The organism is Nocardia sputorum (assembly GCF_027924405.1).
GTDB classification, from domain to species: Bacteria; Actinomycetota; Actinomycetes; order Mycobacteriales; family Mycobacteriaceae; genus Nocardia; species Nocardia sputorum.
In genome coordinates this window covers 962,508-984,965 of sequence record NZ_AP026978.1, presented here as the reverse complement: position 1 = coordinate 984,965, position 22,458 = coordinate 962,508, and the positions used below count along the sequence as shown (strand labels likewise).

The 22,458-nt window shown below is 70.1% G+C and carries 16 protein-coding genes; 9 read left to right on the top strand and 7 right to left on the bottom strand.

Annotated elements, in window-relative coordinates; translation table 11 throughout:
• Positions 1-114: 114 nt before the first annotated feature.
• Complete coding sequence (locus QMG86_RS04360) at positions 115-3,492, top strand: AAA domain-containing protein (RefSeq protein ID WP_281880767.1); 3,378 nt, start codon at positions 115-117, stop codon at positions 3,490-3,492.
• Here QMG86_RS04360 and QMG86_RS04355 read toward each other — a convergent pair.
• Together QMG86_RS04355 and QMG86_RS04350 are read right to left on the bottom strand one after the other, a co-directional pair.
• Positions 3,462-4,640 (bottom strand): alanine racemase, encoded by a 1,179-nt coding sequence (locus tag QMG86_RS04355; RefSeq protein ID WP_281877823.1) that lies wholly within the window; start codon positions 4,638-4,640, stop codon positions 3,462-3,464. The two genes, QMG86_RS04360 and QMG86_RS04355, sit on opposite strands and share 31 nt — an antisense overlap.
• A 43-nt stretch (positions 4,641-4,683) precedes the next feature.
• Positions 4,684-5,166, bottom strand: coding sequence for a TetR family transcriptional regulator (locus QMG86_RS04350; RefSeq protein ID WP_281877822.1), 483 nt, complete (start codon positions 5,164-5,166; stop codon positions 4,684-4,686).
• Positions 5,167-5,580: 414 nt separating this feature from the next.
• Here QMG86_RS04350 and QMG86_RS04345 point away from each other — a divergent pair, with 414 nt between their 5' ends.
• On the top strand, positions 5,581-6,327 hold the full coding sequence (locus QMG86_RS04345; RefSeq protein WP_281877821.1) for a tyrosine-protein phosphatase: 747 nt from the start codon (positions 5,581-5,583) through the stop codon (positions 6,325-6,327).
• A gap of 7 nt (positions 6,328-6,334) precedes the next feature.
• On the opposite strand, the gene QMG86_RS04340 is transcribed toward QMG86_RS04345, so the two are convergent.
• Positions 6,335-7,588: a class I adenylate-forming enzyme family protein gene (locus tag QMG86_RS04340; protein ID WP_281877820.1), complete on the bottom strand. Its 1,254-nt coding sequence runs from the start codon at positions 7,586-7,588 to the stop codon at positions 6,335-6,337.
• 92 nt (positions 7,589-7,680) lie between these two features.
• Positions 7,681-8,475, bottom strand: a complete 795-nt coding sequence (locus tag QMG86_RS04335; RefSeq protein ID WP_281877819.1) for an enoyl-CoA hydratase/isomerase family protein — start codon at positions 8,473-8,475, stop codon at positions 7,681-7,683.
• A 38-nt stretch (positions 8,476-8,513) separates the two neighbouring features.
• On the opposite strand from QMG86_RS04335, the gene QMG86_RS04330 reads away from it, so the two are divergent.
• From QMG86_RS04330 to QMG86_RS04305, 6 genes are all read left to right on the top strand, one after another.
• On the top strand, positions 8,514-9,539 hold the full coding sequence (locus QMG86_RS04330) for a glutathione S-transferase family protein (protein ID WP_281877818.1): 1,026 nt from the start codon (positions 8,514-8,516) through the stop codon (positions 9,537-9,539).
• Between the two features lie 137 nt (positions 9,540-9,676).
• Positions 9,677-10,402 (top strand): hypothetical protein, encoded by a 726-nt coding sequence (locus QMG86_RS04325; protein WP_281877817.1) that lies wholly within the window; start codon positions 9,677-9,679, stop codon positions 10,400-10,402.
• Positions 10,399-11,388: an ABC transporter ATP-binding protein gene (locus tag QMG86_RS04320; RefSeq protein WP_281877816.1), complete on the top strand. Its 990-nt coding sequence runs from the start codon at positions 10,399-10,401 to the stop codon at positions 11,386-11,388. The genes QMG86_RS04325 and QMG86_RS04320 overlap by 4 nt, the downstream gene beginning before the upstream one ends.
• The gene (locus QMG86_RS04315; RefSeq protein WP_281877815.1) at positions 11,385-12,167 is read left to right on the top strand and encodes an ABC transporter permease; all 783 of its coding nucleotides are present in this window, start codon (positions 11,385-11,387) and stop codon (positions 12,165-12,167) included. Before QMG86_RS04320 ends, QMG86_RS04315 begins: the two co-directional genes overlap by 4 nt.
• A 50-nt stretch (positions 12,168-12,217) precedes the next feature.
• The gene (locus QMG86_RS04310) at positions 12,218-16,048 is read left to right on the top strand and encodes an ABC transporter ATP-binding protein (protein ID WP_281877814.1); all 3,831 of its coding nucleotides are present in this window, start codon (positions 12,218-12,220) and stop codon (positions 16,046-16,048) included.
• 175 nt (positions 16,049-16,223) lie between these two features.
• Entirely contained in the window at positions 16,224-19,949 is a 3,726-nt protein-coding gene (locus QMG86_RS04305) for a multifunctional oxoglutarate decarboxylase/oxoglutarate dehydrogenase thiamine pyrophosphate-binding subunit/dihydrolipoyllysine-residue succinyltransferase subunit (protein WP_434085668.1), read from the top strand.
• 156 nt (positions 19,950-20,105) lie between these two features.
• Here QMG86_RS04305 and QMG86_RS04300 read toward each other — a convergent pair whose 3' ends face one another.
• From QMG86_RS04300 to QMG86_RS04290, 3 genes are all read right to left on the bottom strand, one after another.
• Positions 20,106-20,498 carry a type II toxin-antitoxin system VapC family toxin gene (locus QMG86_RS04300; protein WP_281877812.1) on the bottom strand — a complete coding sequence of 131 codons (393 nt, stop codon included), beginning with the start codon at positions 20,496-20,498 and terminating at the stop codon, positions 20,106-20,108.
• Positions 20,498-20,755, bottom strand: coding sequence for a hypothetical protein (locus tag QMG86_RS04295; RefSeq protein ID WP_174185008.1), 258 nt, complete (start codon positions 20,753-20,755; stop codon positions 20,498-20,500). The genes QMG86_RS04300 and QMG86_RS04295 overlap by 1 nt, the downstream gene beginning before the upstream one ends.
• Before the next feature lie 662 nt (positions 20,756-21,417).
• Positions 21,418-21,786 carry a VOC family protein gene (locus tag QMG86_RS04290; RefSeq protein WP_281877811.1) on the bottom strand — a complete coding sequence of 123 codons (369 nt, stop codon included), beginning with the start codon at positions 21,784-21,786 and terminating at the stop codon, positions 21,418-21,420.
• Positions 21,787-21,849: 63 nt separating this feature from the next.
• Here QMG86_RS04290 and QMG86_RS04285 point away from each other — a divergent pair, with 63 nt between their 5' ends.
• The gene (locus tag QMG86_RS04285) at positions 21,850-22,308 is read left to right on the top strand and encodes a MarR family winged helix-turn-helix transcriptional regulator (RefSeq protein ID WP_281877810.1); all 459 of its coding nucleotides are present in this window, start codon (positions 21,850-21,852) and stop codon (positions 22,306-22,308) included.
• The last annotated feature ends 150 nt before the right edge of the window (positions 22,309-22,458 follow it).

Here is a 22,458-nt window from a genome sequence, read left to right as displayed (position 1 = left end):
CGGGGAGGGTAGGCCGAGGTCAGGCGCGCTAGCTACAGTGTTGCGGTCCGTGTGTAATTCGGCGCACGCCGGCAGCGGGTGTCCCGCGAAGACACAGGAGGGCCGCGTTTGTTCGTGTTCGGTGATCGTGTCGTCTGCAGCACCGTCGATCTCGTCCGCGCGGCGCACTGCGAGTTCGCGTTGTTGCGCGCCCTCGACGCCGAACTCGGTACCATCCCGGCCGAAACCCGCAGCACCGCACCGGGAGACGAGCCCGCGCGGGGAACCGATGACGTCCGGCGACGCCTGCTCGACGATTACCGCACGCGGTTCGGCGGCGCGGTGGTCGAGATCGATCGGCCGCCGGACGATCCGAGCGATCCCGGCCGGTATGCCGCGGCACTGACCGCCGCGCACGCCGAAACGGTCACCGCTTTGCGCTCCGGCGCCCACGTGGTGCACGGCGCGTCCTTCTTCGACGGCCGATTCCACTGTGGCGCCGACTTCCTGGTACGGGCGGAACATCGGGTCCGCTACACCGTGCACGGCATCGCGCCCACGACGGCGGACCGGGTCGCCGCCGCGCTCGAACTCGCCGCCTGCGCCGAGGCCCTCGACCGCTCGGGCGCGCTCACCGCACCGCTGGTCCGGCTGCACCGGGGCCCGCAGAGCAGCGCCCGGGCGCTGAGCGAGTTGCTTCCGTTGTATCGGGCGCGTAGGCGGCGGGTGGAGCGGATCGTGGACGAGAAGCTCGGTGAACTGCTGCCCGTGCAGTGGGGCGACCCCCGTTATCTGGCCTGCGGCCGCTGCCGGACCTGCACCGACGCCCTGTCCGCCGCGCGCGACCTCCTGCTCGTGGCAGGCATGCCGTCCGCCGCCCGCGCCCGGTTGCGCGAAGCGGGAGTGACCACCATCGACCGGCTGGCCACCACCGATGCCGCGGTGCCCGGCGTGCCGCCGCGGACGGTCTCCGCGCTGCGCCGCCAGGCGGAACTCCAACTGCGGCGCGAGTTTTCCGGAACACCCACGTATGCCCTGCTCGACGCGGCCGCGCTCGGAGCGCTGCCCGCGCCGTCCCCCGGTGACCTCTCGCTCACCATCGCGGGCGGCGGCCGCGCTCCGCTCGTCGTGGAGGTCGGCGGCCCGGACACGGTGCATCTCTCGCTGCGCGGGCCGATCGATTCGAGCGACCCCCGGCACGCCGCGGCCGCGGAACGCCGCGTGCTCGAGCAGGTGCTCGACTATCTGACCCAGCGCCGCCGGATCTATCCGGACCTGCACGTCTACCACTACTCCGCCGCGGTGCGCACGGCGCTGCTGCGCTGCACCGGACGGCACGGCGTCAACGAGGAGCTGGTGGACGAACTGCTGTGCGGAGGCGTTCTGGTCGATCTGTATCCGATCGTGCGCGGCGCGCTGCTCGTCGGCGAATCCTCCTACCGGCTCAGCGGGCTGCGCCGACTGCTTCCCGGCCCTGCCGATACCTCCGCCGAACACGATTGCGGTACCGTGCTGCGGCTGCGCGATTGGCTGCTCGATCGCGCGGCCGAGCAGCGCGTCGCCGCGCGGACGCTGCCCGCGGCGGCCGGATACACCGCGGCGATCCCCGGCGCGGCCGCACCGCCGCCGTCGTCCCGGCCGTCGTCGCTGGAGGCCGCGCTCGCCGAATACGCCGCCGCGCAAGGTGATTCGCTGCATCCCGCCGCGCTGACGGCCGCCGCGCTCGGCTACCATCGCCGTGAACGGCAGCCGTTGTGGTGGGCGCACGCCGACCGGCTCAGCCATCCGGTGGACGAATGGGCCGACGCGCCAGGAGTCCTGGTCGCCGACTGGGGCACGGTCGACACCAAGTGGCATCGCCGCCCCGATCGCCCGGCGATGCGGCGCTACCTGACCCTGACCGGCCGGATCGGCACCGGTCCGAGCGGCGCTCCGGGCGCGAGCGCGCTCACTCCCGGTACCACCGTCTACACCTTCTACGACCAGCCGATGCCGGCGGGAATGGTCACCGCTCCGGGCCTGCGGGCCACCGCGACGGCCACGGTTCTCGGCTGCTCGGTGGACGCCGAATTCGACGACACCGTCCGGCTGGAGGAATCGCTGCCCGAAGGGTGCGAACCCTACGACGAACTGCCGTCCGCGATCGCGCCCGGCCTGCCGGAGTGGGACGAGAACGCCGCAGCGGCCATCGAGTTCGCGGCGCAGCAATTGCTGATGACCTTGCCGGACACGCCGCGGGCGGCCGTCTTCGACATCCTGGCGCGGCGCCCGCCCCGGCTGCACGGCGACGCCCGGTTGCCCGAGGTGCACGGCGACTACGCCGCGGCGATCACAGCCGCGCTGTGCGCTCTGGACCACTCCTACGTCGCCGTGCAGGGCCCGCCGGGCACCGGGAAGACCCCGACCGCCGCCCGCGTGCTGGAGCGGCTCATCACGCGGAACAAGTGGCGCATCGGCGTTGTCGCGCGGGAATCCGCCACCGTGGAGAACCTGCTCGACGCGGTGGTGCGGGCGGGCGTCCTGCCGGAACTGGTCGCCAAGAAGGACGCGGCGACGCTCGCCCCGGAGTGGTTGGTGATCGACGCCGCCCGCTACCCGCGATTTCTGGACAACGCGATCAGCGGGTGCGTGCTCGGCGGCGTCCCGGCCGATTTCGCGGACGAGAATTCGGTGCCGCGCGCGGGCCTGGACCTGCTCGTGATCGCCGACGCCGGCCGTTTCCCGCTGGCCGAGGCCGTGTCCGTCGCGGCGAGCGCGCGCAATCTGCTGCTGCTCGGCGATCCGGTGGCGTCGAGCGCGCGCGGCGCCCACCCGGCCCCGGTGGGCGAGTCGGTGCTCGGCTGGCTGGCCGCGGGACGTCAGACGCTGCCCATCGAACGCGGCTACTTCCTGGACCGCACCTGGCGGATGCACCCGGCGGTCTGCGAGCCGGTCTCCCGGCTGTACTACGACGGCCGCCTGCGGGCCAACGAGACGGTCACGCTGGCCCGGCGGCTGGACGGCGAGCAGCCCGGAGTGGACACCGTCCTGGTGGACCATTACGGCAACGCCACCGAGTCGCCCGCGGAGGCGCGCGAGGTGGTGCGCCGGGTCCGCGCCCTGCTCGGCATGTCCTGGACGATCGGCGCGACCACGCGCAGGCTGCACCCGCACGACATCTTCGTGGTCGCGCCGTACGCGGCCCAGGTGGGGCGCATCCGGACGCTGCTGGGCCGCGCCAAGATCGAGGACGTGCTGGTGGGCACGCCGGATCGATTCCGCGGCCGGGAGGCGGCGGTGGTGTTGCTGTCCATGACGACCTCGAGCCCCGCCGACGCTCCCTACGGCATGCCGTCGCTGCTGTCGCGCGGCGTGGTGCACGCGCTGTGCCGCGCCATGTGGAAGGCGATCGTCATCCGCTCACCACTGCTCACCGAGTATCTGCCCGCGAGCACGGACGAACTCGCCGATCTCGGGGCGTTCCTCCGGCTGACCGACGCCGGTCAGCCGAAGCAGACGCCCTCGCCGCGATAGGTCGGCACGCCGACGCGGGAACCGTCCTCGTCGACCAGGTGCACGGTGTCGAACCGCTCGCACAATTCGCCGGCCTTCGCGTGCCGAAACCACACCCGGTCGCCGACCCGGAGTGACGCGCCGCCCGACAGCGGGGTCTGCACTTCGCCCGCGCCCTCGGTGCCGAGCAGCTTCATCCCGCGCGGCCACACCGGCTTGGGCGCCCGCGACGCTCCGGTGGGGCCGGACGCGATGTAGCCGCCCGCGAAGACGGTGGCGATATCGGACGCGGGTCTGCGCAGCACGGGAAGCGCGAAATACAGCGCGGGCCGCGGGGTGAACGACCGGTACCCGTCGAACAGCGTGGGCACGTACAGACCGGACCCGGCGGTCACCTCGGTGACGTCCGGATCGGCGACGCTGACCTCGATGGATCCGCTGCCGCCGCTGTTGACGATCGCCAGCTCGCCGGTCACGGACCGGACCGCGTCGAGCACCTCGGCCCGGCGCTTGCGGATCTCCGCCGCGGACGCCCGCTTCACCAAGCGCACCGCGAGATTGGTGTCCGGCAGTCCCGCGATCTGCGCCTCGTAGGTCATCACGCCCACCACGTCGAAACCACGCCGCAGCGCCTCGCCCGCCAGGGCGGCGGCCTGCTGCGGCGTGCGTACCGGAGAACGGCGCACGCCGAGGTGCAGGGGGCCGATGCGCAGCGACGCGTCCACGTCCAGGCAGACCCGTGGCCGGACCCGGTCGGTGCCGACGGCGGCGCGGATCAGGTCGAGTTGCGCGGCATCGTCGATCATCAGCGTGATCGATCGCAGCGCGATGTCGTCGGCGGCCAGTTCCGCCAGTGCCGCACGGTCCACGCTGGGATACCCGAGCAGCACGTCGCGCGCCCCGTGGCGCACGAGCCAGAGGGCTTCCCGCAAGGAATAGGACATGATGCCCGCGAAACCGCCCGAAGCGGTGAGATCGGCGCCGAGGACTTCGGCGAGCACTGCGCGGCAGCGCACGGATTTGCTGGCCACACGCACCGGGGTGCCGGCAGCGCGGCGCACCAGGTCGGCGGCGTTCGCGCGCACAGTGGGCAGGTCGAGGGCGGCCAGCGGCGGATCCAGGTCGGCGGTGGCCGCGTGCAGCCCCGCGATCGGCGACGTCTCGGTCACCAGGACAACTCAACCACCAAGTTGGTCAAACGTCCAGTATTTGTCAGATCTCCGCGGCCTTGGTGGCCAGTCCGCTGACCATCTCGTCGAGCACCACCAACATGGTCTCGTCGTTGCAATCCGCCAGCCAGCGCAGGACCGTGCCCTGCACGATCGAGACGACGTTGCAGGCGATCGCCTCCACCGGCTCCAGCCACTGCGTCCCCGACCGCTCGGCGCACAGTTTCAGGAACGCGGTGACCTCCGCGTCCTTCTCACGGTAGAACTCCGTCGCGATCGGATCAGGGAAGCAACCGGCCCTGACCTCCCAGCGCGCGCGCAGCGCCTCCAAGGTCCTCTCGTACGACCTGATCTGCTTACCCGGAGTGGCCTTGACCAGCGGCCAGTAGGCACTGACCCCGGCGTGCAGCAACACCCGCAGCGCGCGCAGGCCCTTGTAGTCGAGCGTGGCGGCCGCCGCTTCGACCGCATCCGTGACGGCGGGTCGTAGCCGGATATCTGTTATTACTTCTCCACGTGCGCTCAACGACGACTCCCTCGGCGAAAGAACTCGCGCACCTCCGTTGGCGCGACTCGCTGAACAGGGCGGGCAACATCGGGAAACACCTCGGCTGCCCGGTCCAACGTTCATCAATGGTAGAGCGTTTTCGGGGTTTGAGAACGGGTTCGATGGGTAATTCCAGACTGAAAGAATGTTTTGTTACCCAACCGGGACCGGTATGCGATCCAGCCGTGTCGCCCGGAAATCCCGCTATGACGGTGGATCTCGACGACGCTGCGCCGCTCGACAGACCATGGACAACGGTACGGTTCAGGTGGGCGGCAACCCAAATCGTGTGGCAAATACCACAGCGAAACCGCCCAAATCGGTCAGCCTGTCGTTCGAGGTCCGATCCGCTATCGACACCTCTTCGCTCCGCCCGGCGGATAGCCTGGATCGGTGACTCTCTCGCCCCCCGCCGACCAGTACTTCCTCTCCGGCACGTTCAACTTCCGCGACACCGGCGGGCTGCGCACCCACGATGGCGCCAAGGTCCGCCCCGGCGTCCTGCTGCGCTCGGCTCAGCTCAGCGGCCTGGATGACGCGGGCCATGCCGGGCTGCGCGAACTGGGCGTCAGCGTCGTCCACGACCTGCGCGGACAGCGCGAGATCGACCATATCGGCGCCGACCGGCTGCCCGCGGACGTCCGGCTGACCATCACGCCGTTCGACTCCAGGATGGCCGAGGCGCCGCCGCACGAGGCGACCGCGCGGACCGCCTACGCGCACATGCTCGAGGTCTACCGGATGTTCCCGGCGCTGCCGGAGGCGCACGCCGCCATCGCCTCGCTCGCCGAGTCCATCCTGCGTGGCGAAGGCGCCGTGCTGGTGCACTGCGCGGCGGGCAAGGACCGCACCGGCTGGGCCGTCGCGACGCTGCTGCGCGCGGTGGGCGTCATCGAGGCCGACGTCCAGGCCGACTACCTGCTCAGCAACGGCGCCGTCCCGGCGCTGCGCGCCCTCATGACGACGAAACTGCTGGCCGGTGAGGAACTCTCGATCGACCTGCTCGGCGTGCGCGACGAATACCTGGACATCGCCACCGCGTCGATGCGCGAGTTGCACGGCGACCTGGACGGCTATCTCGCCGCCATCGGGCTGACGCCCGCTCTCCTGGCGCGACTGCGCGATCGAATGCTGGAGTGAGACCGCGTCATTCGGCGGGCACCGCGCCCCTGCGCACCAAACCGTCGGCATCGATCGTCACCTGATCGCCGGTGTGGAACCACGTTCCGGTGAATCGCGCCGCGGTCGTGGTGGGATCGTTCCAGTAGCGCGGCGTGACGTTCGGCCCGCGACACAGCAACTCACCGTGCCCCGCCCGCGCGCGCGGGCCCCAGAGCGCCAATTCCGTTCCGCCGAACGGGAATCCGAGCACCCCTGTCGCGTCGGGCGAGTCTTCCTGCTCGGCGTCGTCCACCGCAAGACCGATGCCGCTGGTCTCGGTCGCACCCCACACCGACCACTGCCGGGCCGCGGGGAACACGCCGCGCAGTTCGGCCGTCAGGTCGACCGGAGCGACCGGCGACGCGGCGCGTTCGGCCCGGTGACCGGCCTTGCTGATCCGCGCGATGCCCTCGGTGCACAGCCCCTCGGCGCGCAGTTCCGCGAGTTCGGGCAGCAGGCCCGCGAAGATCCGCGGAGTCGCGGAGACCATGTCGATCCGCTCGGCGGTGATGGCCTCGGCCATGCCGCGGGTGTCCCGGGTGAGGACCACGGTGCCGCCGACGGCGAAGGTCGGCAACAGCTGGTCGACGCAGCCGCTGGCGTGCGCCAACGGCAGGAGCACCAGGTTGCGCAGGCCGTCGGTCGGCAGGTCGAGCGCCGCGACCACCGAGCGCACGGCGGAGAGCAGATTCTCGTTGGTCAGCTCCACCCCTTTGGGCGTGCACGTCCCGCTCGTGTAGGACAGCAGCGCCAGGTCGCCCAGCGCCGCGCCGTCATCGATGTAGGCGGCCCCGTCGGGCAGTTCGGTCTCGGCGCCCTGGTGGCCGAGCACGAAATCGGCACGGCTGTCGGCGATCACGCGCTCGGCCACCGCGTCGGGCAGCCCGTCGTGCACCAGCACGGGCACCGCACCGCTGAGCAAGGCGCCGAGGAATGCCTGCACCCACCGGACGCCGGAAGGCATGTGAACGGCGACCCGGTCGCCGTATCCGATCCCGTGCTCCTGCAAGCCGCCCGCGATCCGGGAGGCCGAATGCCACAGCTCCCGGTAGGTCAGGCGCGGGCCGCCGACCTCGACCACGGCTTCGCGGGTACCGAAGGCGTGCACTTGCAGATCCAGCAGTTCGGTCAGCGCGGGCGTGAGGTTTCCGTAGCGCAGCACTCCGTCGGCGCCGCGGGCTAGCGGGTTGTCCCAGACGTGCGGGCCGGTGAGGGGATATTCGACGAGCAACTGCGACATTCGTCCTCCGCGTGCCTCGAGGTATCAGGCACTGCGACTATATGACGCATGTCACAACTTCGCTGGAATAGGCGATGAACGTGTCCCAGCTGTCACCGGCCCGCGTAGCGAGCCTTCCCCGGACCCTGCTCGAGGAAACTGCGCACCCCGCCCTTCAGGTCCTCGGTGTCGAACAACACCCCGGACACCTCGGGCGTCACCGAATCCGCGTGTGCCACACCGCCGGAACGCCACGCCTCGATGATCTTCTTGGTCGCCGCGTTGGCCTTCGTCGGTCCCTCGGCCAGCCGGTGGGTCAGTGCGCGCGCCGCGGCGTCGACGTCCTCGTGCACGGCGTTGACCACGCCCCACTCGGCCATGGTCGCCGCGTCGTAGAGATCGCCGGTCATCACGAACTCGCGGGCCCGGCCCGAGCCCGCGCGTTCGGCCAGACGCTGCGGGCCGCCCATCGACGGGGTCAGCCCGACCACGATCTCCACCAACCCGAACTTCGCCTTCGGCGCCGCGAGCAGGATGTCGCAGGCGAGGGCGATCTCGAAGGCGGCGGTCAGGGTCAGCCCGTGCGCGGCGAACACCACCGGGCACGGCAGCGCCTCCAGCGGATGGATGATCTGCGCGAACAACGTGCGCCACAATTCGGCGCCCTGCTCCGGGGTCAAGCCGTCGAAGACGTGCACGTCGACGCCGCCGGACACCACCTTGCCCTCCGCGCGCAGCAGCAGGGCGCGCGGCGGCCGCGCCGACAGCTCGGCGATGTCGGCGATCAGCGCGTCCAGCATCGACCGGTCGAAGAGGTTGAGCGGCGGGTGGGCGAGCGTGAGGGTCGCCACCTCCGCCCCGCCGTCGGTGAAGTCGCGTTCCAGGCGGGTGGCCTTCGTTTCACTCATCCGGTCAGCGTACGAGGTCGATCTGGAAGACTGTCGATGTGACCAAGTCGGCCAGTGCAAGCGGTTCCTACGTCGAGCCCGGCGAGTTCAAGAGGGACACGAACTACATCACCACCCGGATCACGGCCGACGGCCGCGACGGCTACCCGGTCGAGCCGGGGCGCTATCGGCTGGTCGCGGCCCGCGCCTGCCCGTGGGCCAACCGGACGCTGATCGTGCGCCGTCTGCTCGGGCTCGAACCGGTGCTCTCCCTCGGCCTGTGCGGACCCACGCACGACAAGCTCAGCTGGACCTTCGATCTGGACCCCGGCGGCGTCGACCCGGTGCTCGGCATCCCCCGGTTGCGCGACGCCTATCTGGCCCGGTTCCCGGACTACCCGCGGGGCATCACCGTGCCCGCCGTCGTGGACGTGCCAACCGGGCAGGTCGTCACCAACGACTACGCGCAGATCACCCTCGACTTCTCCACCGAATGGACCGAGCATCACCGGCCCGGCGCGCCACAGCTGTACCCCGAGCCGCTGCGCGCCGAGATCGACGAGGTGAACCTCGCGGTGTTCCGCGACGTCAACAACGGCGTCTACCGCTGCGGGTTCGCCGGGGCGCAGGACGCCTACGACGCCGCCTACGACCGGCTCTTCCGCCGCTTGGACTGGCTGTCCGAACGCCTTGCCGCGCAACGGTATCTGGTCGGCGACACCATCACCGAGGCCGACGTGCGGCTGTTCACCACGCTGGTCCGGTTCGACGCGGTGTACCACGGCCACTTCAAGTGCAACCGGTCCAAGCTCACCGAGATGCCGGTGCTGTGGGCGTACGCGCGCGATCTGTACCAGACCCCCGGATTCGGCGACACCATCGACTTCGGGCAGATCAAGACGCACTACTACGTCGTGCACCGGGACATCAACCCCACCGGGATAGTTCCCAAGGGCCCCGATCTGTCGAACTGGCTGACCCCGCACGGCCGGGAGGCGCTGGGCGGCATGCCGTTCGGCGACGGAACCCCGCCGCCCCCTCCGCCGTTGGGCGAACGCGTGCCCGCGATCCACGCCCCCGAGTAGCAGCGCCCCGTCCGGGTCGAAAGCGCGGCAGCCGCCGGTGGAACCGATGCGGCTGGGTACTTCGTTGTCATGACGAGCTGACGGCAACCGGTGCCATACAGTTCTACCCAGCAGACCGGAAGAGGAGGATGCCGCCGATGCTCAAAGGCGCGTTCGAGAAGACGGTGGTCGAGCTGCTCGACACCGGGTCCCGCCTGCAGGCCCCCGCGGTCGCCAAATACGTGGACCGAATCCGCCGCTCCCATCCGGAGGAAAGCCCAGCGCAGATCATCGAGCGGCTGGAGAAGCAGTACCTGCTCGCGGTGACCGGCAGCGGCAGCGCGGTGGGCGCGACCGCCGCCTTCCCCGGCGTCGGCACCGTCGCGGCCATCGCGGCGGTGAGCGCGGAGACCACCTTCTTCATGGAGGCCTCCGCGGTGTTCACCCTGGCGGTGGCCTCGGTGCACGGCATCACCCCGGAGGACCAGGAGCAACGCAGGGCGCTGGTGCTGGCGGTCGTGCTGGGCGAGAGCGGCATGCAGATCGTGCAGAAGAGCGTCGGCAGCTCCGCGAAGAACTGGGGCACGGCCTTCGCCAACCGCATCCCCGGACTGTCGAGCATGAACGACTCGCTGCTGAAGCGGTTCATCGTCCGGTTCATCACCAAGCGCGCCGCTCTGATGGCGGGCAAGGTGCTGCCCGCCGGCATCGGCGCCGTGATCGGCGGCGCGGGCAACCGGGCGCTGGGCAAGGCCACGATCACCAACGCGCGCAAGGCATTCGGGCCTCCGCCCGCCACCTGGCCCGGGCACCTGGTCATCGATGCCGAACCGCTCACCGCGATCGACCCGGCGAAGCCGCGCCCGCCGGCCACGCCACGATGAGCGGGACGCGGCCGATCGCGTTCGCGGTCCGTGGCCTGACCAAGCGGTACGAGCTGGCGACCGCGCTGACGGACGTCAGCTTCACCGTGCCCTCCGGCACCGTCGCCGCGCTGGTGGGTCCGCGCGGCGCGGGCAAGACCACGATTCTGCGGGTGCTGCTCGGGCTGCTCGTTCCCACCGCCGGAACCGCGTCCGTCGGCGGGCCCGGTTCCCGGCGGGACGGCGCGGGCTCCGCGGCTGTGATCGGCGGCGTTCTCGCGCCACGCGGCCTGCATCCGGCCCACACCGCACGAGATCACCTCTGGATCTACGCCGCCGCGGCGCGCGTCGCCGACAGCCGGGTGACCGAGGCGCTCGAGCTGGTGGGCCTGGACGAACACGCCTCGACGAAGATCGGCGTTCTGTCGATCGGGCAGCAGACCAGGCTGGCCCTGGCCACCGCGTTGCTCGGCGATCCCCCGCTGCTGGTGCTCGATGAGCCGATGGAGGGGCTGGACACCGCAGAACGCGGCTGGCTGCAGGACTTCCTGCGCAGGCATACCCGTCGCGGCGGCAGCGTCCTGTTGACCAGCGAGAGTCTCGGCGCCGTCCTGCCCGCCGCGGACCAGTTGGTCGTGCTGAACGAAGGCGCGGTGGTGTACCAGGGCACGCCGGCGCGGTTGCGGCGCGGGCATCCGGACCGGCTGGTCGTCGCCGCGTCCACCCCGATCGCGTTGGCGACCATGCTCGCGGCTCGCGGATTCACCGACGCGGTGATCCGGCCGGACGGTCGCCTCGCCGTCGCCGAGGCGACCGAAGCGCAGATCAGAACGGCGGCCACCGCGGCGCAGGTGCGAATCGATAGCATCGTGCCCGACCCGATCCACCCCGACCGCGTGCTGGCGTCGCTGACCAAGCCCACCGCCGCGCCCGCGCCGCACTATCCGGGCCTCGCCGCGCCCGGCGCCCAGCCACCCTCGCCGATGCCCTACGGAATCCCACGATGATCGCCATCCTGCCCGCGGACCTGGTGCCGAACGTCAACTCCGAGGTGCGCAAGGTCGTCACGATGCCGCGCGGACGGACGCTCGCCGCCGCGCTGCTCGCCGTGGCACTGTTCGCGAGCCTGGTGTCGGCGAGCCTGGCCGGACCGCCGGATCCGCGCGGCCAACCGGCCACGGGCGCTGCGACGATCGGGCTCTACGTGGGCCTGGCGCTGGTCGTGCTGGCGGCCGCCGTCTTCGGCGCGGTGGCGACCGGGGCGGAGTACCGGTATCACAGCATGGCCGTGACCACACTGTTCAGCGGCGACCGCGATCGGCTCGCGGCCGCGAAGTTCCTGGTCATCGGATGCTGCGCGCTGGCGGCTGCGGTCGCTGTCGAACTGGTGTCGGTCGCCGCGCTGTTCGGCGCCGGGCGGAGCAAATTCGCCGTCACCGGGGAGTTCTTCGCGGTGCTCGGCGGCGGGCTGCTCGCGGCGGTCTGCTGGTCGCTGATCGGCGCGAGCGCGGGCATCCTGCTGCGGTCCTCGACCAGGGCGGTGTCGCTGCTGCTGGGCTGGATCGTGCTCGCCGAACCGCTGATCTGGCTGATCGCGCGTGGTCTCGGCATCCCGGGTGTCGTCACCGTGCTGCCCGTCTCCGCCACCGTCGGCACGGTGGCGGTCGGCTCCTATCCCGACAGCGACGTGCTCGCCCCCGCACCGGCCGCCGTCGTGGTCCTTCTGCTGTGGAACATCGGGCTCGGCGCCGCGAGCTGGTGGAGCCTGCGCACCCGCGACCTGTGATGAACGGCCGGTAGGGAACAACGGCTTGTCGGTCGGTGTCGGTACCGTCGATGACGAACGCGGTACGACAAAGGGGGCGAGCGCACGACGTGGACGGGGGAAGCAGACCGGGCTGGATACGCAGGCTGTGGGCCGAATGCCTACCGCACCGCGCGGTGCTCGCCGGGCTCGCGGCGGCGGTGCTCGGCGGCGCGATCGTCGAGACCGCGGGGCCGCTGCTGACCAAACGGGCCGTCGACGCGGCGGGGATCGGTGATGTGGCGGCGATCAGCGCCGTCGCCTGGCTGATCGTCGTCCTGGCCGTCAGCCGATCCGCGGCCGGATTCGGGCGGCGCTGGCTGGCCGGGCGGCTGTCCCTGGACGTGCAGCACTCGTTGCGGGTGCACCTGCTCGGCGCATTGCAACGGCTCGACGGCGTCGGACAGGACACGCTGCGCACCGGGCAGGTGGTGTCCCGATCGATCACCGATCTCCAGTTGGTCCAAGGTCTGCTGGCGATGGTGCCCCTGTCCGGTATGGCGCTGCTGGAATTCGGGCTCGCCGCCGCGGTCATGACCTGGCTGTCTCCGCCGCTGGCCGCCGTCGCGCTGCTGGTGGTGCCCGCGATCGGCCTGGTCGTCTACCGGATGCGGCCGCGCCTGCACGCGGCGACCTGGTCGGCGCAGCAGCGCGCCGCCGATCTCGCTCAGCACGTCGAGGAGACGGTCACCGGCGTGCGGGTGGTCAAGGGCTTCGGTCAGGAAGCGCGGATGGTCGATCTGCTGGAGCGGCACGGTCGCAAGCTGTTCGCGGAGCGGATGCGCGCCGCGCGGATCGACGCCGGATTCGCGCCGACCGTCGCGACGATCCCGCAGCTGGGGATGGTCGCGGTGATCGCGCTCGGCGGCCTGCTCGCACTGCACGGCAGCATCGGCATCGGCACCTTCGTCGCGTTCGCCGCCTATGTCGCCGTGATGACCGGCACCGCGCGGATCCTCTCCTCGGTGATCGTCATGGCCCAGCTGACCAGGGCGGCGGCCGAGCGGGTCTTCCAAGTGATCGACACCGCGCCGGTCATCGCCGACCCCGAGCGGCCCGCGGAGCTGCCGGACGGACCGCTCGGCATCGAGATCGACGCCTTGACGTTCGGTTTCGATCCCGACCGTCCCGTACTGCGCGAACTGGACCTGCGCGTGCGGCCCGGCGAGACGGTGGCGGTCATCGGTCCGGCGGGCTCGGGCAAGTCCACCCTCGCCCTGCTGCTCCCCCGGTTCTACGCACCGGACGCGGGCAGCATCCGGCTGTTCACCGGCGCCCCGGCGCACGCGGGCGCGAGCGACGCGTTCGCGCGCGCAAGTTCGCCTGCCGGGACCAGTTCCGCCGAAACCACGGGCGTCGACATCGCCGACGTGCGCGCCGCCGACCTGCGGGCCGCGATCGGCGTCGTCTTCGACGATCCGTTCCTGTTCTCCGACACCATCGCGGCCAATATCGCGCTGGGGCGGCCGGAGGCCACCGACGAGGAGATCAGGCAGGCCGCCGTCCAGGCCGCGGCCGACGAGTTCATCACCGAGCTGCCCGACGGCTACGACACGGTGGTCGGCGAGCGCGGCCTCACCCTCTCCGGCGGCCAGCGCCAGCGGATCGCGCTGGCCAGGACGCTGTTGGCCCGCCCGCGCATCCTGGTGCTCGACGACGCAACCTCCGCCGTGGACGCGGTGACCGAGGCCGCGATCTTCGACGCGCTACCCGACCGCGGCGGACGGACCACGCTGATCCTCGCGCATCGGGAATCCACGCTGGCCCACGCCGATCGCGTGATCCGGTTGCCCGCACCGGCCGGGCACCTCGCGCCCGAGCCGCACGTGGACGCGGCCCCGGCCGCCAAGGGGCGAGCGCCGGACAGCTCCGCCGGTCGCCGCTTCGGCAGCGCGGCGGCCGATATCAGCGAGACCCCCGAGCTGCGCCGCACTATCGAACTCCTGCCACCCGCCACCGAGCAGCCGGGCATGGACGCGCAGCGGCTGCGCGAGCCGGATCCGCGTTTCCGGCTCGCCCGCCTGCTGCGCCCCGTCCGCCGGTTGGTGCTGACCGTGATGGCGCTGCTGGCCGCGGACGCGGCAATCGCGATCGCCTTCCCGCCGCTGGTGCGCTACGCGATCGACGGCGGCGTGCTCGGCGGCGACGCCGCAGCGCTGGTCCGCGCGACGCTGCTCGGCACGGTTCTGGCCGCGGCGGGCTGGGCGGTCGGCGCGGCCACCACGCTGCTCACCGCGCGCACCGGGGAACGGGTGCTGTTCGCCCTGCGCGTCCGCAGCTTCGCGCATCTGCAACGGCTCGGCCTGGACTACTACGAACGGGAACTGTCCGGGCGGATCATGACGCGGATGACCACCGACGTCGACGCGCTGTCGACCTTCCTGCAGACCGGAGTCGCCACCACCCTGGTCGGCCTGCTGACGCTGGTCGGCATCACGGTGGCGTTGCTGGTCATCGACGTCTCCCTGGCTCTCGTCGTGCTGGCGACGGTGCCCGCCCTGTTGATCGCGACGGTGCTGTTCCGCCGGGTTTCCTCCACCGCCTACACCGTGTCGCGCGAGCACGTGTCCGCGGTCAACGCCGACTTCCAGGAGAACGTCACCGGTTTGCGGGCGGTGCAGGCCAATCGGCACGAGCCGCGGGCCGCCCGTCGCTTCGCGGAATACTCGCAGCGCTACCGCAACAGCCGGTTGCGCGCCCAGCGGGCGATCGCGCTGTACTTCGCGTTCGTCGTGGGATGGGCCGATGTCGCGTTGGCGGCGGTGGTGTTCTTCGGTGCGCGTGATGTCGCCTCCGGTGCGACCAGCGCGGGAACCCTGATCGCGTTCGTGCTGTATCTGGAGCTGCTGTTCGTGCCGATCCTGCAGTTGTCCCAGGTCTTCGACAGCTACCAGCAGGCCAGGGTCGGCCTGCGCCGGATCGGGGACCTGCTGCGCACGCCCTCCTCGATCGCCGCCGATCCGGCCGACCCGGTGCCCATCGGGGCGAGGCTGCGCGGCGAGGTGGCGTTCGATGACGTTCGCTTCCACTACGCGGGCAGTCACATTCCGGCGCTGGACGGCGTCTCGCTGCGCATACCAGCGGGTTCCACCCTCGCCCTGGTCGGGCCGACCGGGGCCGGAAAGTCGACCGTGGTCAAGCTGCTGGCCCGGCTGTACGACCTGCCGCCCGATCCGGGCGGTCGCACGCGGCGCGGGCCCGCCGCCGTGGCGAAGAACGGAGCCTCGGCGGATCCGGTGGCCCCCGGCGCGATCCGGGTGGACGGCGCCGATGTGCGCGACTACCGCCTCGCCGACTACCGCGCGCGGCTGGGCATCGTCCCCCAGGAAGCTCACCTGTTCACCGGGGACGTGGCGAGCAACATTGCATTCGGGAAACCATCCGCGACCCCGGAGGAGATCGCCGCGGCAGCCGCGGCGGTGGGTGCGGCGGAGATGATCGCCGCGCTCCCGCTCGGGATGCACCAGCCGGTCGGCGAGCGCGGCCGCGGCCTGTCGGCCGGGCAACGGCAACTGATCGCGCTCGCCCGCGCCGAACTGGTCGCTCCGGACTTGCTGCTGCTCGATGAGGCCACCGCCACCCTGGACCCGGATACCGAGGCGTCGGTGCTGGCAGCGAGCCGATCGCTGACCCGGGACCGCACCACGGTGATCGTCGCGCACCGGCTCGGCACGGCCGCTCGCGCCGACCGGATCGCCGTGGTCGACCACGGGCGGATCGTGGAATTCGGCCCGCACGCCGAGCTGCTCGCGGCGGGCGGACCGTATGCCCGGCTATGGGCAGTGGCAGCGGCGTCGGAGGGAATATTCTCGGGTGACGACGGGTCGTCACCAATAGGGTCGGGGGTGTCGGGTGGTCAGTGAATCCGCCGATTTGCTGCTGGGCCTATCCTCAGATAGGGCGCATCGGCGCGCAATCCGCTGATCCCCGTGCCGGGCACGTCACAAACGTCGCAGCGCGAAGAACGAAATGAGGCGAACACCTGCTGTGAGCAGCTCAACTTCCCAGTTCGGACAGAACCAGTGGTTAGTCGACGAGATGTATCAGAAGTTCAAACAGGATCCATCCTCGGTCGACGAGAGCTGGCACGAGTTCCTGGCCGACTACACGCCTGACACGAGTGGCGACACCGGCAACAGCCAGCCCGCCCCCGCGCCCGCGCAGGCTGCCGCTCCCGCCCCGGCTCCAGCGGCCGCCAAGCCCGCCGCCAAGCGCAACGACGCCAGCCCCGCGGCCCCGAAAGCGCCCGCACCGGCCGCCGCCAAGCCCGCCCCGGCCGCCGCCAAACCGGCCGCGGTGACCACGCGCGCTCCGCAGACGACCCCGGCGCCGACGTCGAACGCCGCGCCGACCTCCGGCCCGAAGCAGGCCGACACCGCCGCCGACGAGTCCAAGGTGCTGCGCGGCGCCGCCGCCGCGGTGGCGAAGAACATGTCCGCCTCGCTGAGCATCCCCACCGCCACCAGCGTGCGCGCCATTCCGGCCAAGCTGATGATCGACAACCGCTTGGTCATCAACAACCACCTCGCCCGCACCCGGGGCGGCAAGATCTCCTTCACCCACCTGCTCGGCTACGCCATCGTGCAGGCGGTCAAGGCGTTCCCGAACATGAATCGGCACTACGCCGAGATCGACGGCAAGCCGAACGCGGTCACCCCCGCGCACACCAACCTCGGCCTGGCCATCGACCTGCCCGGCAAGGACGGCAGCCGGTCGCTGGTCGTCGCGGCCATCAAGGGTTGCGAGGCGATGACCTTCGGGCAGTTCCACACCGCTTACGAGGACATCGTCCGCCGCGCCCGCGACGGCAAGCTCACCGCCGAGGACTTCTCCGGCGTCACCATCTCGCTGACCAACCCGGGCACCATCGGCACCGTGCACTCGGTGCCGCGCCTGATGAACGGTCAGGGCGCGATCATCGGCGCGGGCGCGATGGAGTACCCCGCCGAGTTCCAGGGCATGAGCGACGAGCGCATCGCCGATCTGGGCGTCGGCAAGCTGATGACGCTCACCTCCACCTATGACCACCGCATCATCCAGGGCGCGGAGTCGGGCGACTTCCTGCGCACCATCCACCAGCTGCTGATCGCCGACGAGTTCTACGACGAGATCTTCCACGGTCTCGGCGTACCGTACGAGCCGGTCCGCTGGCGCAAGGACGTCCGCGAGCGCGGCGTCGACAAGAGCGCGCGCGTGCTGGAGATGATCGCGGCCTACCGCAACCGCGGCCACCTGATGGCCGACACCGATCCGCTGCGCCTGGTCAAGGACAAGTTCCGCAGCCACCCGGACCTGGACGTCACCCAGCACGGCCTGACCCTGTGGGATCTGGACCGCACGTTCAACGTGGCGGGCTTCCACGGCCAGGAGCGGATGAAGCTGCGCGACGTGCTGTCCGTTCTGCGCGACGCCTACTGCCGCCACGTCGGCGTGGAGTACACGCACATCCTGGACGTGGAGCAGCTGCGCTGGATCCAGGACCGGGTCGAGCAGAAGCACGCGAAGCCGACGGTCGCGCAGCAGAAGTACATCCTGAACCGGCTCAACGCGGCCGAGGCGTTCGAGACCTTCCTGCAGACCAAGTACGTCGGGCAGAAGCGCTTCTCGCTGGAGGGCGCCGAGGCCGTCATCCCGATGATGGACGCCGTCATCGACCAGTGCGCCGAGCACAGCCTCGACGAGGTCGTCATCGGCATGCCGCACCGCGGCCGGCTCAACGTGCTGGCCAACATCGTCGGCAAGCCCTACTCGAAGATCTTCACCGAGTTCGAGGGCAACATGAACCCGGCCGCCACCCACGGCTCCGGTGACGTGAAGTACCACCTCGGCGCGCAGGGCACCTACCTGCAGATGTTCGGCGACAACGAGATCGAGGTCTCGCTCACCGCCAACCCCTCGCACCTGGAGGCGGTGGACCCGGTCCTCGAGGGCCTGGTCCGCGCCAAGCAGGACCTGCTGGACAAGGGCGACGGCCCGGAGGGCTTCTCCGTCGTGCCGCTCATGCTGCACGGCGACGCCGCGTTCGCCGGTCAGGGCGTGGTCGCCGAGACGCTGAACCTGGGCGGCCTGCGCGGCTACCGGGTCGGCGGCACGATCCACATCGTGGTGAACAACCAGATCGGCTTCACCACCGCTCCGGAGAACAGCCGCTCCACCGAGTACTCCACCGACATCGCGAAGTTCATCGGCGCGCCGATCTTCCACGTCAACGGCGACGACCCGGAGGCCTGCGACTGGGTGGCGCGTCTGGCGGTCGACTTCCGGCAGAAGTTCCGCAAGGACGTCGTCATCGACATGATCTGCTACCGCCGTCGCGGCCACAACGAGGGCGACGACCCGTCGATGACCCAGCCGTACATGTACGACGTCATCGACACCAAGCGCTCGGTCCGCAAGGCGTACACCGAGAGCCTGATCGGCCGTGGCGACATCTCGCTGAAAGAGGCCGAGGACGCCCTGCGCGACTACCAGGGCCAGCTGGAGCGGGTGTTCAACGAGGTCCGCGAGCTGGAGAAATACTCGCCGGGGCCGAGCGAATCGGTCGAAGGCGACCAGCCGGTGCCCGCCTCCGTGGTGACGGCTGTGGACAAGTCCATCCTGCAGCGCATCGGCGACGCGTTCCTCAACGTGCCCGACGGCTTCAACGTGCACCCGCGCGTCAAGCCGGTGCTGGAGAAGCGCCGCGAGATGGCCTACGAGGGCAAGGTCGACTGGGCCTTCGCCGAGCTGCTCGCGTTCGGCACGCTGATCGACGAGGGCCGCGCGGTGCGCCTGACCGGTCAGGACTCCCGTCGCGGCACCTTCACCCAGCGTCACGCGGTGATCATCGACCGCAAGACCGCCGACGAGTACACCCCGCTGCACAACATCGGCAGCGAGAACCCCGGCTGGTTCGCCGTGCACGACTCGGCGCTGAGCGAGTTCGCCGCCGTCGGCTTCGAATACGGCTACTCGCTGGGCAACCCCAATGCGCTGGTGTTGTGGGAAGCGCAGTTCGGTGACTTCGTCAACGGCGCGCAGTCGATCATCGACGAGTTCATCTCCTCCGGTGAGGCCAAGTGGGGCCAGCTCTCCGACGTCGTGCTGCTGCTACCGCACGGCCACGAGGGCCAGGGCCCGGACCACACCTCCGGCCGCATCGAGCGCTTCCTCCAGCTGTGCGCGGAGGGCTCGATGACCGTCGCGGTGCCGTCCACCCCGGCCAACTACTTCCACCTGCTGCGCCGCCACGCACTCGACGGCATCCGCCGCCCGCTGATCGTCTTCACCCCGAAGTCGATGCTGCGCAACAAGGCCGTGGTCTCGGACCTGAAGGACTTCACCGAGAGCAAGTTCCGCTCCGTCTTCGACGAACCCGCCTACGAGCAGGGCGTCGGCGACCGCGGCAAGGTCAAGCGCGTCCTGCTGACCAGCGGCAAGCTCTACTACGAGCTGGCCGCCGAAAAGGCCAAGCAGAAGCGCGAAGACATCGCCATCGTGCGAATCGAGCAGCTCTACCCGCTGCCCGTCCGCCGCCTGAACGAGGCCCTGGAGGGCTACCCCAACGCCACCGATCTGGCGTGGGTCCAGGAGGAACCGGCCAACCAGGGCGCCTGGCCCTTCTTCGGCCTCAACCTCCCCGAAACCCTCCCCGCCCGCTTCGCCAACACGAAGCTGCGCCGCATCTCCCGCCGAGCCATGTCGGCCCCGTCCTCGGGGTCCAGCAAGGTCCACGCGGTGGAACAGGCGGAGATCATCGCGGAGTCGTTCGAACCGACGAGTTAGTTTCCTGCTGTGACGCCGGCCCGGATCGCTCAATCCTTTGAGCGATCCGGGCCGGTTTCGTTCTGCGGGATTGAGTTCTAGGACGTTCGAACAAGGTTTCAGGGCTGCGGGACAGGTCGTTGGCTCTCCCGATCGCTGCTCACGCCTCGAACAAGCTCACACCTTGACGATCTCGATCTTCGGACCGCACAGCAACGCCATGTCCTCGGGGTCCGACGTCACCACCGTCGCCAACCCACGAACCGAGCGGGCCGACGCAGCCAGAACGGCGTCGATCGCGTGTTTGTGCCGGCCAAGGCCATGCTCGCGCAACAGCGCAGCGGCCCGCGTGGCCAACTCTCGCGTCACGGCGTGAACATCGAGCTGTGACAACGTCCATGCGATGCGGGCAGCATGCACCTTGCTGTAGTCGGCTTCCACCGTCGTCATAGCCGTGGTGGCCACTCGTACGCCGTCCTCTTTCGCAGCCTGCACCCACGCAAGCATGCGGCGATCCTTCCGATACAGCATGGACAGCCCCTCGCTGTCGAGGAACAGCACATCCGGCATCAGGCGGCCGATCCACGCGAACCCCGACGCCGCCGCTCGAAGCCCAACTCCGCCCGCGCCTGATCGATCTCCGCACGAGTCAACGGCTCGTCGTCCTTCTCGAAGTCGGCCACCAACTCCCCCAGTTTGTCCATCGCGACACGCTGCTCCAACGCCTCGGCGACATAGGCGGAGAAGCCGCCGGGACCGACATGGGCGCGGGCCTGCTCAGCGAGCTCCTCCGGGAGACTGATCGAGTACTTCTTACTACCACCCACGCCCTTTATGCTACCAAGGGTAGCAACCATGTACCAGAGCGACGCCGACTGGCTGCTCGCTGAAGAAGCCCCACACGCAGCGATTTCCCACCTCACCTCTGGCGCCAGGACTGGGCGAACGCGTACACGACTGCGCACGAGCGGATCGACGGTCCGACTTCACACGCGAGCGCGGAGGCGATGGCCCACCGAGCTGAGGAGCTTGTGAAGAAGGCGGTAGAAGACGGCCAATTGGTTGTCGTCGGACGCGACGGTCAACTGAAGTACAGCAACCAGGTGCCATTCGGCGACACGGGGATACCGACAGAGAGCCCCCGGCGCGAGGTGGTCACGACCCGGAGGTGACGCGCGGTGAGCCCAAGAACGGAACCTGCTCCGCGATCTCACCGGCGGCGATTGGGACCGGGTTTACGCCGTAACCGCCGACACCCGTGCGAAAGTCGAGGCGTTCGTCGGCGCTCCGGTCGAGATGGAACCCATCTTCACCGAAAGATGGCCACCCACCGTGCGTAGCACTGAGGAGCGCAGATTCGCAACATCCCAAGGTGAAGCGGCTTTCCACAGACGAGGGTGTGGCCTGAGACCGCCGGTCCGAAGAGGATTCTCGAGCAACGGTCGCAACCGTCTTCGGGGCCGGTGATCGTCCGGTGGCGATCGGCCTGTCAGGCCCGGTCGTGGAGAGTGATCTGGTAGCCGTCGGGGTCGGCGAAGGTGAATGTCCGACCGAAAGGGCCGTCGATCGGCGCGGAGACGATGGTGTGACCGTCGGCGACGAGAGCATCGTGAATGGCCTGGACGTCTGTGGCGTGCAGCCAGATCGCGGCGCCGATGCCGGGCTGAGCGGCGGATGCGAGATCAGTGCCGGGAACGACGTCGCGGAGTGCGAACGCGATCGGCTTCGTCTCGAAGACGACGGCGTGCGGAGGTCCGGTCTGCGAGCGGACGAGGCCGAGGTACTGCTCGTAGAACGCCTGCGAGGCGTCGAGGTCGCGCGCTTGCAGCGAGATGAAGTCGGGGCCGGTGGCGGGCATTATGATGCTCCTTTCCTATGTGTCAGTTTTCTGACACAGATCAAGCTATGTCAGGATACTGACATGAGTCAAGACGGTGTCGGCGTCGACCTCGAGACGTCACTGGGCTACCTGCTGAAAGAGGCGTCGAGCGCCCTCCGCGCGGCCATGGAGGAGGTGTTGCGGCCGCTCGGGATGAGCGTGACGCACTACTCCTGCCTCGAACTGCTGGCGCAACGACCGGGTTTGTCGAACTCCGAACTCGCGCGCGGCGCGTTCGTGACCCGGCAGACGATGAACGTGCTGCTCCAGACCCTGGAACGCGAGGGCTACGTGACCAGGCCCGCGGAGGCACCTGTCGGGAAGGTTCTTCCCACGCGGCTCACCCCTCGCGGACGACGGAGTCTCCAGAAGGCGACCGTAGCGGTCCGGTCCGTCGAGGTCAGAATGCTGGCCGGCCTGACCGAGACCGAGCAGGCAGACGCGTTCCGGATCCTGCGGAGCATGATCCATTCCCTGCGCGATGGCAACGACCGCGCATAGCTTGTTCGCCGGCGCACGTCTCGTCGCGCTCGGATAGGAGCGCAGCCGAGCGTGAAATCCGTGCGAGCGAATGACGGACCCAACTACACCCTCTTCTGCGATGAGCCGGTGAAGCACTGCGACATGTGCGCTGACCTCGGTCGGCATGGT